Source organism: Nostocoides sp. F2B08, from assembly GCF_009184895.1.
Lineage (GTDB): Bacteria > Actinomycetota > Actinomycetes > Actinomycetales > Dermatophilaceae > F2B08.
In genome coordinates this window covers 227,933-244,932 of sequence record NZ_WESE01000004.1, presented here as the reverse complement: position 1 = coordinate 244,932, position 17,000 = coordinate 227,933, and the positions used below count along the sequence as shown (strand labels likewise).

The following is a 17,000-nucleotide window of genomic DNA, read 5'->3' as shown; positions in this document are numbered from 1 at the left end:
CTCCACTCAGGAGACCGCGAGCGCGTCCTGCGGGTCGTGCCGCCGGTCAGGGGTTCCCCGGCGAAGCACGACGACCACTCCGATGACGGCGATCACGAACGCTGCCCACTGGGCGAAGCTGAGCACCATGAGAGGCGACTCGGCGTCCGTGGCGGCCTCCGAGAACGCGAAGGTGGTGAAGTCGATCCAGGCATGGAGGATCATGGCGACGATCAAGGTGCCTGAGACGCGACGGGTGATGTAGAGGACCGAGCCGGCGAGGAAGGCGATGAGGATCTGCTGCACGGTTGAGCCGAGCGACTGTCCGAAGAAGACGTTGACCGCGTGGAGCAGGCCGAAGATCAGACAGCTGAAGAACCACGACAGCACTTCGTTGAAGCCCCCGCGCAGACCGACGAGACCGGTGCCGCGGGTCAGCATCTCCTCGCCGAAGCCGACGAGCAACGTGCCCACGCCCAGGGCGAGAAGGTAGGACGCGGTGCGGCCGGCAGGCTCGAACCCCCCGAGCAGCGATCCGAGACCCGGCAGGACCATCAGCGCGGGCACAGCCCACAGCCACCTCGGGGCGCGCAGCTGCTCACGGATCGCAGGACCCCACCATCCGAGGTAGCTCGTGGCACCGGCCAGGAAGGCCGAGGCGAGCGCGACCGGCAGCACGATGCCTTCGAGGATGGTCGATGTGCTGTCGCCGACGGCGTCGTAGTCCAGGCCGACGACGGCCCAGGTGATGACCATGATGGTGATGTAGCCGATCGCCAGACCGACGGTGATCAGCGGGCGTGGTGTGACGCGCATGGCGGGTTCCTCACAGGGGTCGCCGGGGAAGGTGTGGATCGAGTATGCGCCTTGCGCGTTCGCCGCGAGAGGCCCTGAAAGCTGTGCGAGGGGGCGTAACCGTTACACCCCGATCCGAGGGGCGGTGAAGGCGACCTGGCGGCGTAGCCGTTGAGCGCGGTGGTGCTCAGGGCGCAGTACGAGGGCGGCCGTCGTTGCTCACGACCGCCCCGCTGACGAGCGCCTTCCACGTGCCCTGGCTGACGATCGCATCGGTGGCGAGACTGACGTAGCCGGCCTTGGAACCGCCGCACCCCCGGCGCGGTTCCCGATCCCAACCCGCCGTCCGCACCGGCCGATCCGACGCTGTATCCCTGGGCGATGTGTGCGCGCTCAACAGTGACCGTCGCAGGACGGACGGTGCGTCGCGCGGCGGGACTAGTCGGCCAGCTCGCGGCGGACGTGCTCGACGATGTGCGGCGCGGCGGCGGCGATCTCGGCGTAGGTGATGTCGAAGTCGTCGTCGTCGCCGTACCAGGGATCATCCATGCCGAGCGTTCCGGCGGCGGCGGCCTCGGGGTCGAACGAGCGCAGCAGCCGGATCTTGTCGGCGTCGTCCGAGTGCCGGGCCCGGTCCTTGAGGATCCGTTCGTGGACATGGTCGGCGGCGAGCACCAGGTCGACCCCGTCGAAGTCGTCGGTCCGGAACTGACGCGCCCGCTTGTCGCGGAAGCCGCTGTCCCGCACGCCGTTGCGCTCCATGACGGCGATCGTGCGGCGGTCCATCGGCCGGCCCAGCTCCTCGGTCGAGGTTCCGGCGCTCGAGACCGTCACCCGGTCGCCGAGGCCCGCCTCGTCGAAGGCCTGGCGCAGGACGAACTCGGCCATGGGTGAGCGGCAGATGTTGCCCCAGCAGACGACGGCGATGCGGTACTCCGACGTGCTGAAATCCGACATGCGCACCAGCCTCTCAGAGACCGAGGGCGGGAGGAGAATCCGTCGCGGACCCGACCCCTATGCGAGTCCGCGGGGGTCGTCGGGGACGTCCACCGCATACTGGCGGAGCACCTCGAGGGGCACGTAGGTGAGGGCGGCCTCGTTCGTCGCCGCCAGCACCACCGGCGCTGCCCGCCCGACGCGGGCCGACTCGACCCAGCGCGGGGCGACGACGCACCACCGGTCACCCGGACGCAGCCCGGGGAACCCCCACTCGGGGCGAGGCGTGACGAGGTCGTTGCCGATCTCCTGCTGATGGGTGAGGAAGTCCTCTGTGACGACCGTGCAGATCGTGTGCAGGTTGTGGCCCTCGGGCACGGCCTCGCAGCATCCGGACCGCGTGAAGCCGGTCACCGGGTCGCTGCCGCACTCCTCGAGGTCCTCGCCGAGGACGTTGCGCTGGAGCATGCCACGATCCTCCCAGCCCGGCCGCCCGCCGGGAACACCGCACGGGTCCGGTGTATCAAACGGGCGTGTCCGGACTCCTTCTGGATATGCGAATGATCACGCCGGGCATGGCCCGCTCACTCACGCCCGTCCAGTTCGTCGAGCACCCGGAGCGCGAGGCGCGGCCGATCTTCGAGCGCCGACCGGTGGTCGTCGTCCGGCACGCCATGGCGCATCTCGCGCACTCGTTGCGGCACCCGCGCCTGCGCCACGTCGGCCACTGACCCGTCGGGTCCTCGGGCCCTCGTCCGTATGGCCGAGACGGCGTCCGTCTACAGGAGGCTGATCGGCTAACCTTCGGAGGGCTCGCCGCCCCGGGGAGCCGCGTTGGGGTTTGCCCCACCGGTGGTTCACTCCGAAGGGTCGTTCGTTGAGGCTGCTGTCCCGAGCCGCGCGGCAGAGCGTGGCCGCCGTGGCGAGCGTGGTCCTGCTCCCGTTCTGGTTTGCGACCGGGGCGCACGCGCTCACCGAGCCGGAGCCGAACGACACCGAGGCGACCGCGACAACGCTGCTCCCAGGGATCAGCAACACGGTCGATGCCACCATTCGCGGAGAGGCGGACGTCGACTACTACACGTTCGTCGCACCCGCCACCGGCACGTACCTGGTCGATACCTTCGATGTCGCAGTCGAGCTGGGTCCGCTCACGATGTATGCGTACGACGAGACCCGGATGACGAGCTTCCTCGGAGCGGGCCGACCGAGTCCGACGAGCGTGGCGTCGAACGCCATCCCGGCCGAGGCGGGCGCGCGCTACTTCGTCGTCGTCTCGGCCCAACCCGGGGGTGGGCGGCCGGTGGACCGGCAGGGGAGCTACCGCATTCGGGTGATGCCGGAGAACGCGCTCGGCGCCGAGCGAGGAACGGACGGTGAGCCAGACGGGAACCACCTCATCGGACGTCCTATCGCTCCCGGAGAGTGGGTGCGCAGCGATGTGGCCGATCCAGATCCCCGCTTCTACCGAGCGGGACGCGACACCGACAGCTTCGTACCTCCAGAGCTCACCGGCGCCTTCGGGACGGCGCGTGTCCTGTTCCCCGACCATACGGCGGGAATCGTTTCCACCCCAGGTCACCTGACCGAGTGGTCCGGCCGGGAGGTGAGCGTACCCATGAGCCGTGGTTGGAACGAGAACTGGTTGACGGTGACGGCGAACCAGCCGGGACCCTTCGAGGTGTGTGTCGAGTCATGGGGAACGACCTGCTCGCGTGGTGTTGCGCGGCTCGCGGGTGCCACCCGCTATGCGACCGCCGCTCGGATCTCGAGCATGTTCCCGCCGCGAGTGCCTGTCGCCGTCGTCGCGACAGGAGAGAACTACCCGGATGCTCTGGCCGGGGCGGCGCTGGCGGGATACCTCGGCGGTCCGGTCATCCTGGTTCCGAAGTCGGGCATCCCCGCAGACGTCGACGCGGAGCTGTCAAGGCTCAAGCCGCGACGGATCATCGTGGTCGGGGGTGAGGGATCGGTGTCGGCAGAGACCTACCAGAGCCTGTACTCCTACGTTCCGATGGCCGGTCCCGATGGCCTCATTCGCCTCGCCGGCAAGGACCGGTATGAGACCGCCGCCATGGTCGCAGGGTGGCGGAATCACGCGGTGGAGGCCATCTATGTGGCCACCGGAGTCGACTTCCCGGACGCGATGTCGGGCGCGGCCCTCGCCGGGGTGGACGGAGCCCCTCTGCTCCTCACTCGGCCAGACCGGCTCGACTCCCACGCCCTCGAACAGCTGTACCGACTCCAGCCGCAGCGGATCGTCATCCTCGGGGGGGTCAGCCGGGTTTCTCAGGACGTCGAGGCGCACCTCTGGAGCTTCGTCCGCCAGGGCGGGACCGTGACCCGCATTGCGGGCGCCGACCGGTACGAGACCTCGGCTCGCATCGCATCAGAGTTCCCGGTGGCGCCGGCGCAGGCGTTCATCGCGACCGGGGCCACGTTCCCGGATGCACTGGCCGGCGCAGGTCGCGGTGCGTGGACCGGCGGGCCGGTGCTCCTGGTGCCCGGCGCGTCCGTGCCGAAGGGTGTGGACGAGCAGCTCGCACGCCTGCCCTTGAAGGCCATCACCGTCCTGGGCGGGACGAGTGTGGTCTCGCAGACCGTGGAGGAGTCCCTCGGCACGTACCTTCGGTGAACCACACCGAGCCGCTCGCTCAGACCAGCCTGACCTGGTCGACCAGCTGCCAGAACCGGCCGCGGAGCTCGTAGCGGCTGACCTCGTCGATGTCGTACTGACCGCTGCGATTGGACAGGTCGACGAGCATCGCCCGGTCGAGGTCGCCGGGGATCGACGGGCGCTGTTCCTTGAGCTCGGCGAGCATCTCCGGAGTGGCGGTCGTGCACCACGAGCGCAGCACGTGCCGAGCCACGGTGTCGATGATCTCGGGGTCGATCTCGGTCTCGGCGACCGTGGCGTAGCCCCCGGTCGCGCTCGTGGAGGTCCACACCGGCTCCGGTGGCGGGACGAGGGTCGTCGCCTTCTTCTTGGCGAAGATCGACGGGCTCGGCGCGGCCGCCGCGTCCTCGTGATCTTCCGCCGCTCCGTCCTCCCGCGGCCCCTCATCCGGCTCGGGGGCCGTGTCGGCCGCCGGCGTGTCTACGGCTTCCGCCTCTGGGGTATGCGGTGGTCCCGAGCCGTTGACCCCTGCCGGCGTGGGTGTCGGCCGGGTCGGTCGTGACCCGTCGACGTCCGGTGTCTCCTGGTCCGCGCGGATCGCCCCGGACCCGGGGTCGTGGAGGGTGTCGCCGTCCGTGACCTCGTCCTGCGGTTGCGCCTCCGCCCCGATATCGTCCCCGGACATCGACCCCTCCGCCGCCGGCGTGGCCGCCTCGATGTCGGCCTCGCCGGGTGCCTCGGCGCCGGCATCCACGCCGACACCGCCGCCCGCGTCGGCGCCGGCACCCTCGGGCTCCGGCTCACCGTCCGGCCGCAGCTCCTCGGGGATGAGTGCTTCGGGGATGGCGCGCGAGCGGACGGTCGCGTCGACGACCTCGCCGTCGAGCAGGATGAGACCGTCGGCGGCCCGTTGCAGATGCCGGGCGACGCCGTGCGGGCGGCCGTCCTGTCCCGGCACGGCGAGGAGGATGACCTGGACTCCGTGGCCCTGCGCCTCCTCGACCGCCTCGGTGAGGTCGTCGTCCCCGGAGACGAGGTAGATGACGTCGACGACCCGGTTGCGGCCGTGGGTCGCGAGGTCGAGGCCGATGCGCAGGTCGACGCCCTTCTGCTCGCCCGCGTGGGAGAGCCGACCCAGGCGGAGCTTGACGCGCGGGAGCAGGCCGATCGAGTCCTGGATGAAGTCGGGCATGCCGCCGGGTCGGGCACCCGAGTCGTACCAGTTCACACGCAGCAGCGGCAGGCCGCAGTCCTCCTCGGCGCGTTCGATGAGACCCCGGATGAGGTCGGCGTGGTCCACCTCGACGCCGCGCCGCAGCGAGGTTCCGGTCACCCGCGTCGCCGCCGCTGCGAGCAGGTAGCCGACGTCGACGTAGATGGCGCAATGGGACCGCATGCCCCCACCTTGCCAGGTGAACGCGCTCTCGGTGAACGCCCGGCCCCACGCCGCGGCCGCGACCGGACGCGGAACCGCGCTGATGCCGCGGAAACCATCCCCGGGCGCAGCAAGTTCCGCGGCACGGGCTCGGATCTGCGCCGCACCACCGGTTCTCCGGCCGACGGTTCGACGCTCCGACCGCCGCGCTCCAGCCCCGCACCCCCGCCGGACTCCAGCCCCGCAGAGCCGCAGTGCCCGAGCGCTAGCGCGAGCCGATGATCCCGATGAGGGCGACGGGCAGGACGAGGACGACCAGCGCATACGTGCTCATGGCGGCGGCCAGCGCCCAGTCGCGCTTGCCGGACTCGGTGAGCAGCGACAACCGCACCTGCGCAGCGCTCGCGGACCCGTTCCCTCCGGCACCGAGCGTGGCGGTCGGGTGCGGCGAGCTCGCGAGCGCGACGAGGGCGCGGCCCATCGGGACCGGCCCGACCAGGCGGGCGGCGGCGCGGTCGGCGAGCACCTCGGCGAGCAGGTGGACCTCGGCGAGGACGTCGTCGTGACGCAGCGGCTCGGGCATCGCGGTGTGCAGGACGGTGAAGAACTCGACGAGCAGGTCGTGCCGGGCGCGCACGTGCGATCGCTCGTGGGCGAGCACTGCGGCCACCTCGGGGCCGCCGAGCTTGGCGAGCATCCCCGTGGAGATGACGACGCGGTTGCGCACGCCGGGTACGCAGTACGCCGTCGGGGTCGGGTGGTCGATGACGCGCAGGCTCTGCGGTCGGTGCTGGTCGAGGGCGTCGAACTCACGCCCGACGAGCTCGAGCAGGGCGCGGTGCTCGCGGCGGGTACGCCGCAAGGAGGCACCCACCCGGTGGCCGGCCACGGCGAGCCGGACCAGCATGTATGCGGTGATCGCCAGGGCGATGTAGGCCACCACCCGGTGCTGCGGCTGGTCGAGCAGGCCCCGCATGAGGAACACCGCCACCGGTCCGGCGGCGAGCAGCGACACGACCGCCGCGAGCGAGACGGCCTGCCAGACGAGGAGGGCGAGGAGGGGCTCGCGCCGGAAGACGTGCCGTCGGATCATCGCCCGCTGCACCGGCCAGATGAGAACGACCGCCAGCAGGAGGAGTCCTGCGACGGTGAGGAGCGCGCTCAGCATCGGCAGTGGCATGGAGTGAGGGGGTCGGGATCCGCGGATCACGGGGCGGGCAGGGACACTTCAGCGTAGTCCCCGCCGGGGCCCCGTCCCTCGCACGCGGCGGCGCGCGGCGTCGCCCTGGTCAGGCCTGGCGGGACTCCAGCTCGGCGAGGGCGGCCTTGAGGTCGTCGATCTCGTCGGCGCTGGCCGAGTCGAGGAAGTGGAGCATCGCCGCGCGCCGGTCGCTCGTGTCGATGTGGTCGAGGCTGTCGCGCAGCAGGTGGGCGGTCAGCTCCTCGCTGGTCGACTGCGGTAGGTAGCGCCAGGCGCGGCCGTCGCGCTCCCGTGTGACCAGGCCCTTCTTGGTCAGCCGGTCGAGGACGGTCATGACGGTCGTGTAGGCGATGTCGCGCTCCTGGGAGAGGCTGTCGTGGATCTCCCGGACGGACATCGCCGCCTCCGGGGTCGGGGGGTCGATCGCCCAGAGTCGGTCCATGATGGCTCGCTCGAGGTCGCCGAGTCGCGCTCGTCGGGACATCTTCATGGGGCCTCCTCAGCCTGTCGGATCTCGTCCGATTCATCAGTGCACGCCGCCCTACGACACACTGTAGTAGATATGTCGCCATTGTCCATGACCTCGATCACGGCGTCAAAATCGGCGAGACCGTCGGGCCGGTGGGAGACCATCACGAGCGTACGTTCGCGCGCCGCGGAGCGCAGGTCGTGCAGCACCGCCACGGCGGTCGCGTGGTCGAGGTGGGCGACCGGCTCGTCGAGCAGGAGGATCGGCCGCTGCGAGACGACCGCCCGGGCGATCGCGAGCCGGGCCCGCTCACCGCCGGACAGACCCCGTGCTCCGCTGCCGAGCCTCGTGTCCAGGCCGTCCGGGAGGGAGTCGAGAAGGTCGCCCAGCCCGGCGCGGACCAGCGCCGTCGTGAGGTCCTCGTCGTCCGCGTCCGGGCCGGCGAACCGGAGGTTCTCGCGCAGGGTCGAGGCGAACACGTGCGGTTCGTCGTCGACGACCGCGAATCGGGCCCGGGTCGCCGCCAGGTCGAGGTCGCGCACCGACGTCCCCGAGAGCGCGTACGTTCCGCGCATCGGGTCGAGGTGACGGGCCAGGACCGCGAGCAGGGTGGACTTGCCCGCGCCGTTGGGTCCGGTCAGCGCGAGCGCCGCGCCCGGCTCGATCGTCAGCGTGACGTCGGGCATGTCGGGGTGGTCGCCGCGCCACGAGGCGGTCAGCCGGTCGGTGGTCGGCTCGGGAACGGCCTCGGGTATGCGGTCGCCGGCCTCCGCGACCGCCGGCACCTGGTCGAGCAGCGCCGAGACCCGGGCCTGGGCACCCTCGGTGCGGGCCAGTGCACGCATCGCCTCCGCAAGCGGGGCGAGTCCGTCGCCGAGGGCCACGGGGAGGACGACGAGGAGCGCGGCGACCGGCCCCGACGACACCTCCCGCCATGCGATCCACGCCGTGCCGGCCGTCGCCACGCCCGTGGCGAGAAGGATCATGGCGGCGGCGAGGGACCGGCCTCGCGCCTGGCGGCGGACCGCCGCCCGCCATGTGCCGTGAGCGTCGGCGAGCCACGCGTGGGCGTCGGCCTCGGCTCCGATCGCCTGCAGCTCCAGACCCGAACGGGCGACGAGGTCGGAGACCTGCTGGACCCGGGCGCGTGCGGAGAGCAGCTCGCTCTGCGCGGAGCGCTCGAGCAGGTAGGCCACGACCGAGGCCGCGGCGACCGCGAGGAGGAGCAGGGCGATGACGCCACCGGCGGCCGGCTCGATGAGGGCCGCGAGGACCGCGGCGAGGACGCCGGCCACCACCCCCGAGACAACGGGGACGGTCACGCGGACGTGCGCGTCCACGACATCGGTGATCTCGTCGACGACTCCGCCGAGCAGGCTCGACCTGGACCGACGCCCGAGGCGGGCCGGAGTGAGGGGGACGAGCGCCGCATACATCTGCGACCTGCGACGGGCGAGGTCGGCGAGCGCCTCGTCGTGGGAGAGTAGGCGCTCGGCGTAGCGGAGCACCGGGCGCGCGATGCCGAACGCGCGGACGGCGACGACGGCGACGAGCAGGGTCAGGATCACCGGCATCTCGCTGGCGCGCACGATGAGCCACCCGGAGGTCGCCGTGAGCGCGATGCCGCTCGCGGTGGCGGCGCCGCCGACGAGGCCGGCGAGAAGGATCCGGGGGGTGGGCCGCAGCGACACGACGGATGCGGGGCGGCGGGTGCTCATGACCGCACCTCGCGGGGCTCGAGGTGGTGGTGCCGGTCGGCCGCCACGAGGAGCTCGGTGCGGTGCGTGACCGCGACGACCGTGCGCCGTTCGGCGAGGTCGGCGATGAGGTCGTGGATCGTCGCGCTCGAGGCGGCGTCGAGGTGAGCGGTCGGTTCGTCGAGGAGGAGCACCGGTGCGCTGGAGAGCAGGGCCCTCGCGAGGACGAGCCGGGCGCGCTGCCCGGCGGACAGGCCGAAGCCGTCGTCGCCCAGCAGGGTGTCGAGCGACTGGGGCATGGCCGCGACCGTCCCGTCGAGGCCGACGCGGCGCAGGGCCTCCCAGAGCGCCTCGTCCGCCGCGCCGTTGCCGAGGCGCAGGTTGTCGCGCACGGACGCCGCTGCGACGAAGGGACGCTGCGAGACGAGGTGGGCCCGGCCGGCCGTCAGGGTGCCCGTCGTCGGGGTGCGCAGACCCCCGAGCAGCTCGAGCAGGGTCGACTTGCCGACGCCGGATGGCCCGGTGACGACCGTCAGGCCCGGTTCGGCCTGCAGCGAGACGTTCTCGAGGACCGGCTCCTCCGCGCCCGGGTAGGTGTAGCCGAGGCCGTCGGCGGCGATGTGGACGAGCGCGTCGCGCCGCTCGTCCGCACCGCGGTCCCCGGTCGAGAGTGCAGGGAGGGGGGAGGCGTCGGCGGCGAGGAGGTCTGCGACGGCTTCGATCGCCTCGGCACCGTCGGCGGCGGTGTGGAACTCGGCCCCGACGCGGCGGATCGGCCAGTACGCCTCGGGGGCGAGCAGGATGGCGAGCAGTGCCGGGGTGAGTTCCATGTTGCCCTTGGCGAGGCGGATGCCGCACCAGACCGCGACGATGGCGACGCTGATCGACGCGAGCAGCTCCAGCGCCGCCGAGCTCATGAAGGCCAGGCGCAGGGTGCGCATCGTCGCGCGCCGGTGCCGGTCGCTGACCTGCTCGATCGTCTCGACCTGGCGTTCACCGCGACCGTAGGCCACGAGGGTCGGCAGGCCGCGCATCACGTCGGCGAAGTGGCCGGCGAGCGCACTCAGCGCCTGCCACCGGCGGCCGGTGTCGTCGGCCGTCGTGTGGCCGATGAGCGCCGCGAAGACCGGCAGCAACGGGACGGTGAGGATGACGATGAGGGCGGAGGACCAGTCGACGACGAGCATCGCGACGATCGCGAGAGCCGGCACGACGGCGGCGTGCACCAGGCTCGGCAGGTAGCGCGCCGCATACGGCTCGACGGCGCTGCACCCCTGCGCGGCGAGGGTCCCCGTCCGCTCCGGATCCGGTCGGCGGTCGATCGGAGTGAGCAGGAGGTGCGCGACCAGGCGTTCGCGCAGCGCCGAGGCCACCCGCACGCCCACCCACGCCTGGATGGCCTCCGCCGCGTATGCGAGGGTCGCCCGCACCGCGAAGAGCGCCACGAGGAGGATCAGCGGTCCGCGCAGTTCGGTGCCGTCGACGACGGCCACGACGACACCGGTGAGCGCGAAGGCCAGGGCGATCGTCGCGATCCCCTGGAGGATGCCGACGACCCCCAGCGCGCCGACCGGCCCCCGCGTCGCGGGGACCAGTCGGAGCAACCGGAGGTCGAAGGGTCTCATCGTGCGCCTGGTGAGGTGGGTGGAGCGGTCGGACCGGTCAGGGGACCGAGACCGGGTCGGGGATCTGCTCGGTTGTGATCCGGCGGCGGAACACCCAGTACGTCCAGGCCGTGTAGCCGAGGACGATCGGCGTGAAGACGAGCGCCGCCCCGGTCATGATCTGGAGGGTCAGCTGAGAGCTCGAGGCGTTCTCGATCGTCAGGGACCACGCCGGGTCGAGGGTGCTCGGCATGACGTCGGGGTAGAGGACGAGGAAGTACGTCGTCACGGCCATCGCGATCGTCACCATCGTGCTCGTGAACGCCAGTCCCTCGGCGCCGCGCAGGTTGAACCACAGGCCGGCGAGCAGGGCGACCGCCGCGATGATCGTCGTGATCCACGACCAGACGGTGCCCTGGCTCAGTCCCAGCCAGCCGAGGAGGATGACGGCGAGCACGGCGGTCACGGCGCCGGCGGTGGTCCCGACCTGGCGGGCCTCCTGGCGGATCGGACCGGCGGTCTTGAGCGCCGCGAAGAAGGCGCCGTGCGTCAGGGAGAGGCCGACGATGACCAGACCCCCGAGCAGAGCCATCGGGTTGAGCAGGGTCAGCAGGGTGCCGGTGAACTCCGAGGCTCCGGGAGGGGCGCCTTCGGGGAGCTCGAGCGGCAGACCGCGGACGACGTTCGTCAGGGCGACACCGACGAGGAACGGAGCGAGGAACGAGCCGGCGATGATCGACCAGTCCCAGTTGCGGCGCCAGATCGGGTCGTTACGCTTGTGGCGGTACTCGAAGCCCATGTTGCGGACGATGAGCGCGACGAGCACGAGGAGCAGGGGCAGGTAGAAGGCGCTGAACATCGTCGCGTACCAGTGGGGGAAGGCGGCGAAGGTCGCACCGCCGGCGGTGAGGAGCCAGACCTCGTTGCCGTCCCAGTGCGGGCCGATCGTCGTCAGGAGCACGCGGCGGCGCTTCTCCGCCTCGTCGGCGGTGACGTCGGCCGTGCCGCTCAGTCCGCCCTCGCGGCCGAGCACGGGCAGGAGCATCCCGATGCCGAAGTCGAACCCCTCGAGCGCCAGGAAGCCGATCCACAGGACGCCGATGAGGATGAACCAGAAGAGTGCGAGATCCATCGTGATTCCTTTGTCTTTCTCTGGTGCCGGCTCAGTAGGCGAAGGCGAGCTTGTCGTCGTCGGATCCGGACGCGGTGGGCTCCTCGTAGGGCTCGGCGCCCCTTCGGACGTAGATGAGGAAGAGCTTGACCTCGACCACGGCGAGCACGAGGTAGACCAGCGTGTAGACGATCATCGAGATCCACACCTCGGCCGACGAGACCGACGGGGAGACCCCGGACTGGACTGTCATGAGGCCGTGCACGATCCACGGCTGGCGTCCGACCTCGGTGAAGATCCATCCCCAGCTGTTGGCGAACACCGGGGCCAGGGGCGCGAGCACCGCGACCCAGAGCCATCCGCGGTGCGAGACCACGCGGCCCGATCGGGTGGCCCACAGAACGGCCGCCGAGGCGATCATCGTGAGGAATCCCAGGCCCATCATGAACCGGAACGACCAGTAGGTCAGCGGGATGATCGGCGTGTAGGTGGCGTCGAAGACGATCGAGTTCGGGTCCCCGCCGTACTCCTCGATGTACTGCTCGCGGAGCTCGTTGATGCCCTGTACCTCGCCGGCGAAGTCGCCGGTGCCGAGGAAGGACAGCAGGCCCGGGATGGCGATGATGTCGGTCGCCTCCGACCCGTCGAGCCGACCGATCGACAGGACCGAGAACGGCGCGCCGCTCTGGGTCTCGTAGAGCGCCTCGGCCGCGGCCATCTTCATGGGCTGGACCTCGGTCATGATCTTGCCCTGGATGTCGCCGCTGACGATGACGCCGAGCGAGGCGACGATCGTGACGACGGCTCCGAGGCGGGCCGAGCGACGCCACATGCTCTGGTCGGCCGGCGGGTCGGCCTTGAGCATCCGGTACAGCGCGACGCCCATGACGACGGCACCCCCGACCATGTAGGCGGAGAAGATCACGTGGGGGAAGGTGACGAGCTGGACCTTGTTCGTCAGCACGGCGACGAAGTCGGCCATCTCGGCGCGGCCGGTCTCCTCGTTGAACCGGAATCCGACCGGGTTCTGCATGAACGAGTTCGCCGTGAGGATGAAGTAGGCGGAGAGCACGGTGCCGACGTGGACGACCCACATGGTCGCCGCGTGCAGCTTCTCCGGGATCCGTCCCCAGCCGAAGATCCACAGGCCCAGGAAGGTTGACTCGAGGAAGAACGCGAGCAGGGCCTCGAAGGCCAGCGGCGCACCGAAGATGTCACCGACGAACCGGCTGTAGTCCGACCAGTTCATCCCGAACTGGAACTCCTGGACGATGCCGGTCACGAGCCCGAGGGCGAAGTTGATGATGAAGAGCTTCCCGAAGAACTTGGCGAGCCGCATGTCGTCCGGGTTCTTCCGGCGCACGTAGCGGGTGTGGTACCACGCGACGATGGCGGAGAGGCCGATCGTGATCGGGACGAAGAGGAAGTGGTAGACGGTCGTGATGGCGAACTGCCATCTGGCCAGGTCGACATTGCTCATGTTCGAGACTCCGTGCGCGCAGAAACTGCCCTACTACATGACGTAGTAACGCTACCGCCGCCGTAGTCGGACCGAAAGTCGTTCAACCCTTGTCGAGGGTGTCGGATTGATCACACCCCGTGGGGTATGCGATCGTCACGATGTCGTGGCCGCTGCGGTGCGGTGTCGAGTGGGGGCTACTCGCCGCGTTCGGCACCACGGCCCACGTCAGCGGGTGGGCTCGGGCGGCCAGGGATGACGCCGCAGCGTCTGGGTCGAGGTGGTCGCGAGCTCACGCATCCGGTCGACGTCGAACTCGGGAGCCCCGGAGTCGCCGTATGCGTCGAGGAGCAGGTCGACATGCATCCACGCCCGCTGGGCCAGCTCGGGCGAGCCGGCCTCGGCGATCCGCTTGGCGAGCTGGATCGCCGGACGGATGACGCGCATCTCGGCGGAGCCGTGCGATCGAAGGTCGTCGAAGACGAGGTCGACGAGCTCGAGCGGGCGCGGCCGTCGCAGGACGAGCCGCAGCTCGCCGTCGCTGTCGGCGATCCCGTCCGGTTGCTCGGTGCCCCGCGCGATGGCGGCCAGCCCCGAGCCCAGCTCCTCGATCGCGTTCTGGGCGGTGAAGGGGTCGTTCGTCCCCGGCGAGAGTGCCCGCACGGCCATCTCAACGAGCTGCTGGATCGCGAACCGGACATCCTGGTACGGGCTCCGGGCGTCGTCGATGCTGACCCTGCGCCGGATCGCCGCCTCCACCGCCTGGTCGATCTCGGCATCCCGCATGGCTCGGATCCGCGCCACCGGCTCGGTGGCAATGACGTGGTCGCCGACCCGCGGGACGATCTCGACGACGACGTCGTGCTTGCGCGCGTAGGAGACCAGGGAGTCGGCGTCGACGCCCACGACGTATCCCGGCGAGCCCATCGTCACCTCGACGACCCGCGGGTCGCCCGGGTCGAGGCGAGAGGCAGCGACGGCCGAGTCGGCCCACCGGGCCGCGTCCTCGGGGTACTCACGTTCGGCGACCGTGCGCAGCTCGTTGCGGACGGTCTCGACGAGCGTGGAGATCTGGATTGAGTCCGCGATGTGGTGGATGAAATACACCAGACAGCCGATGTTGACCAGCGCGATGACGATCGCGAGGTACACCGCGATGTAGGGGATGAACGCCTCCCGGCCCGCGTCGCTGTCCGCAGCGGTCACCGAGCGGAGCACGAGCACGCAGTAGGCGAAGGTCGAGACGAAGATCCCGAGGACGAGCTGGTTGCCGCGGTCGGCCATGAAGTTGCGCACCAGGCGCGGTCCGTAGGACGAGCTCGCCGTCGCGATGACGGAGACCGTGATGGAGAACGCGGTGGCGGCCACGCCGAGCACCGACCCGCCGATGACCGTGAGCAGGCCGCGACTGCCGTCGACACCGAGGGCCAGAGCGGAGGTGCTGGCCCAGGCCAGCTCGAGCTGACGGTCGATGAGGACGGCCACCTGCGAGAGGACGACGGCGGCCAGGACCAGGAGCGCGGGGAGGAACCAGAAGGAGTCCCGCGCCCGGAGGTAGCGCTCCTTGAGCGTCGTCGTCACTCCGGATACCCCTCGGGGTTCTGGGACTGCCAGCGCCAGGTGTCGGCGCACATGTCGTCGACGGTCTTCTCGGCCCGCCACCCGAGCTCGGTGTGGGCGCGGGTGGGGTCGGCATACGACGCGGCGATGTCACCTGGGCGGCGGGGCAGGATCTCGTAGGGCAGCTCGCGGCCGCAGGCGCGCTCGAACGCGTGCAGGAGCTCCAGGACGGAGGTGCCGTGGCCGGTGCCGAGGTTCCACACCGAGACCGGGTCGTCGACCTGGGTGAGACGGTGCAGGGCGGCGATGTGGCCGGCGGCGAGGTCCTCGACGTGGATGTAGTCGCGCACGCCGGTGCCGTCCGGGGTGGGGTAGTCGGCGCCGAAGACGCCGAGCCGGTCGCGGCGCCCGACGGCGACCTGGGCGATGTAGGGCATGAGGTTGTTCGGGATGTCGGAGGGGTCCTCGCCCATCGTGCCGGAGGGGTGGGCGCCGACCGGGTTGAAGTAGCGCAGCAGCGCGATCCGCCAGTGCGGGTTGGCGGCGGCGACGTCGCGGAACACCTGTTCCTGCATGACCTTGGACCAGCCGTAGGGGTTGGTCGCCGAGGTCGGCAGGTCCTCGTGCATCGGCACCGGCGCCTGCGCTCCGTAGACGGTCGCCGAGGAGGAGAACACCATCCTGCTCACCCCGTGGCGTTCCATCGCGCGCAGCAGCGAGAAGGTGGTGCCGAGGTTGTTCTCGTAGTAGTCCAGCGGCCGCTCGGTGCTCTCGCCGACGGCCTTGAGGCCGGCGAAGTGGATGACCGCGTCGATGTCCTCGGTGGAGAACAGGTGCTCGGTCTTGTCGCGGTCGGTCAGGTCGAACGCGTGCAGCGGCAGCGGCTGACCCGTCAACGCCTCGATCCGCGCGACCACGGACGGCTTGGCGTTGACGAACGAGTCGACGACGACGACGTCGTGACCGGCGGCGACGAGCTGGACCACGGTGTGGGAGCCGATGAACCCGGCACCGCCGGAGACGAGGACACGCATGGGGACCACGGTATTGCGTTCACCGGCCCACCCGCCCCTCCCGCGTTTGGTGCGTTGCACTGTGTTGGGTGCGCTGTAGCGCGCCGAACACAGTGCAACGGCCCGGTCTCGGAGGAGCGCACCGGTCCTCGAGTCGGGTGTGTCGTCCACAGTCCCGGCGTCCGCCGTCGCGGCCACTGCGTTTGCTCGCCCATCGTCGGCTCATGGACTCCACCCGACTGAACCCCATTCTCGGACGCTCCGGCGTGTTCACTCGCATCGACGCCCTTCGCATGGGCCTGACGGACAACGACCTCGCTGCAGCCGTCCGGGCCGGCTCCCTTCGCCGCCTCAGCAGAGGTGTGTACTCCGCAGGTCCGGTGGACGCTTCCCCGCAGCAGCGACATGCCGAGCGTGTCCGCGCTCTCGTGGCGGCGCGACGCACCTGTGTGGCCGCCGCTCGCTCCGCGCTGGCACTGGCCGACCTGCCGCTGGTGGGGGCCGCTCTCGAGACGGTCGTCCTGTGTGGCCCTGGTCGGGAGAGGTACCACCGTGACGGGGCGGTGACCTACCCGATGCCCATCGGCGAGCTGACGATCGAGCTCGACGAAGTGCGCTCGGTATCCGTCGAGACGGCGATCTTCCAGACCGTCGCGCGGGACGGGCTGCGGACAGCGGTCATCGCCGCTGACGCCGCACTGCATCGTGGCCTCGTTGATCTTGAGGGGCTGGAGACGTGCCGGCGACGGCTACGCCGCCTCGCGCCACGGGGCGCAGCGCTGCTCGCAGCGGTTGACGCCGCCAGTGAGTCACCCGGCGAGAGCCTGCAGCGTCTCGTGCTCGGAGGACTCGGCTACACCGTGCGCACCCAGGTCGTCATCCGCGACGCCCGAGGCGCGTTCGTCGGGCGCGTGGACGCGCTCATCGACGGCATCGTCATCGCGGAGTTCGACGGTGCCGTGAAGTACGCAGGAGCGCAGGGCCGTGACGAGCTCATCCGCGAGAAGCGGCGGGAGGACGCGCTCCGTGCGTTGGGCTACGTCGTCATTCGGGTGACGTGGGCCGACCTCTTCCATTCAGAACGTCTCGACGCCATGGTCCGCGCCGCACTCGCGCTCGCCGGTCGGCGCGGCGGAATCCCGGCGCCATCGGCCAGGGCGGTCTGACACCGGTGCGTTGCTCCC

At 70.8% G+C, this 17,000-nt stretch carries 15 protein-coding genes; 3 read left to right on the top strand and 12 right to left on the bottom strand.

Annotation, left to right across the window (positions count from 1 at the left end):
* Positions 1 to 6 precede the first annotated feature (6 nt).
* The 3 genes from GA707_RS11015 to GA707_RS11005 all read right to left on the bottom strand — a co-directional run bounded on the left by GA707_RS11015 (position 7) and on the right by GA707_RS11005 (position 2,178).
* Positions 7 to 795 carry a CPBP family intramembrane glutamic endopeptidase gene (locus GA707_RS11015; protein ID WP_152178480.1) on the bottom strand — a complete coding sequence of 263 codons (789 nt, stop codon included), beginning with the start codon at positions 793 to 795 and terminating at the stop codon, positions 7 to 9.
* A 417-nt stretch (positions 796 to 1,212) separates the two neighbouring features.
* On the bottom strand, positions 1,213 to 1,731 hold the full coding sequence (locus GA707_RS11010; protein ID WP_152178479.1) for a low molecular weight protein-tyrosine-phosphatase: 519 nt from the start codon (positions 1,729 to 1,731) through the stop codon (positions 1,213 to 1,215).
* Between the two features lie 57 nt (positions 1,732 to 1,788).
* On the bottom strand, positions 1,789 to 2,178 hold the full coding sequence (locus GA707_RS11005; RefSeq protein ID WP_152178478.1) for a DUF2237 family protein: 390 nt from the start codon (positions 2,176 to 2,178) through the stop codon (positions 1,789 to 1,791).
* A gap of 107 nt (positions 2,179 to 2,285) precedes the next feature.
* Between GA707_RS11005 and GA707_RS20835 the strand changes: the two genes are divergently transcribed.
* Both GA707_RS20835 and GA707_RS11000 read left to right on the top strand, forming a co-directional pair.
* The gene (locus GA707_RS20835) at positions 2,286 to 2,441 is read left to right on the top strand and encodes a hypothetical protein (protein WP_193315290.1); all 156 of its coding nucleotides are present in this window, start codon (positions 2,286 to 2,288) and stop codon (positions 2,439 to 2,441) included.
* Between the two features lie 146 nt (positions 2,442 to 2,587).
* Positions 2,588 to 4,345, top strand: a complete 1,758-nt coding sequence (locus tag GA707_RS11000) for a cell wall-binding repeat-containing protein (protein WP_152178477.1) — start codon at positions 2,588 to 2,590, stop codon at positions 4,343 to 4,345.
* A gap of 19 nt (positions 4,346 to 4,364) precedes the next feature.
* Here the strand turns inward: GA707_RS11000 and GA707_RS20830 are convergent, their stop codons facing one another.
* From GA707_RS20830 to galE, 9 genes are all read right to left on the bottom strand, one after another.
* Entirely contained in the window at positions 4,365 to 5,723 is a 1,359-nt protein-coding gene (locus tag GA707_RS20830; protein ID WP_193315289.1) for an NYN domain-containing protein, read from the bottom strand.
* A gap of 244 nt (positions 5,724 to 5,967) precedes the next feature.
* Positions 5,968 to 6,882 (bottom strand): M56 family metallopeptidase, encoded by a 915-nt coding sequence (locus GA707_RS10990; protein WP_152178476.1) that lies wholly within the window; start codon positions 6,880 to 6,882, stop codon positions 5,968 to 5,970.
* Between the two features lie 109 nt (positions 6,883 to 6,991).
* Positions 6,992 to 7,393, bottom strand: a complete 402-nt coding sequence (locus GA707_RS10985) for a BlaI/MecI/CopY family transcriptional regulator (protein ID WP_370460039.1) — start codon at positions 7,391 to 7,393, stop codon at positions 6,992 to 6,994.
* Entirely contained in the window at positions 7,390 to 9,090 is a 1,701-nt protein-coding gene (gene cydC / locus GA707_RS10980; RefSeq protein ID WP_152178475.1) for a thiol reductant ABC exporter subunit CydC, read from the bottom strand. Before cydC ends, GA707_RS10985 begins: the two co-directional genes overlap by 4 nt.
* Complete coding sequence (cydD, locus tag GA707_RS10975) at positions 9,087 to 10,694, bottom strand: thiol reductant ABC exporter subunit CydD (RefSeq protein WP_152178474.1); 1,608 nt, start codon at positions 10,692 to 10,694, stop codon at positions 9,087 to 9,089. The genes cydC and cydD overlap by 4 nt, the downstream gene beginning before the upstream one ends.
* A 37-nt stretch (positions 10,695 to 10,731) precedes the next feature.
* Complete coding sequence (gene cydB / locus GA707_RS10970; RefSeq protein WP_152178473.1) at positions 10,732 to 11,805, bottom strand: cytochrome d ubiquinol oxidase subunit II; 1,074 nt, start codon at positions 11,803 to 11,805, stop codon at positions 10,732 to 10,734.
* A 31-nt stretch (positions 11,806 to 11,836) separates the two neighbouring features.
* A complete protein-coding gene (locus GA707_RS10965; RefSeq protein WP_152178472.1) occupies positions 11,837 to 13,264 on the bottom strand; it encodes a cytochrome ubiquinol oxidase subunit I in 1,428 nt (475 codons plus the stop codon).
* Between the two features lie 207 nt (positions 13,265 to 13,471).
* The gene (locus tag GA707_RS10960) at positions 13,472 to 14,824 is read right to left on the bottom strand and encodes a DUF2254 domain-containing protein (protein ID WP_193315288.1); all 1,353 of its coding nucleotides are present in this window, start codon (positions 14,822 to 14,824) and stop codon (positions 13,472 to 13,474) included.
* Positions 14,821 to 15,837 (bottom strand): UDP-glucose 4-epimerase GalE, encoded by a 1,017-nt coding sequence (gene galE / locus GA707_RS10955; protein WP_152178470.1) that lies wholly within the window; start codon positions 15,835 to 15,837, stop codon positions 14,821 to 14,823. The genes GA707_RS10960 and galE overlap by 4 nt, the downstream gene beginning before the upstream one ends.
* Before the next feature lie 203 nt (positions 15,838 to 16,040).
* Here galE and GA707_RS10950 point away from each other — a divergent pair, with 203 nt between their 5' ends.
* Entirely contained in the window at positions 16,041 to 16,982 is a 942-nt protein-coding gene (locus GA707_RS10950; RefSeq protein WP_152178469.1) for a type IV toxin-antitoxin system AbiEi family antitoxin domain-containing protein, read from the top strand.
* Positions 16,983 to 17,000: the final 18 nt, after the last annotated feature.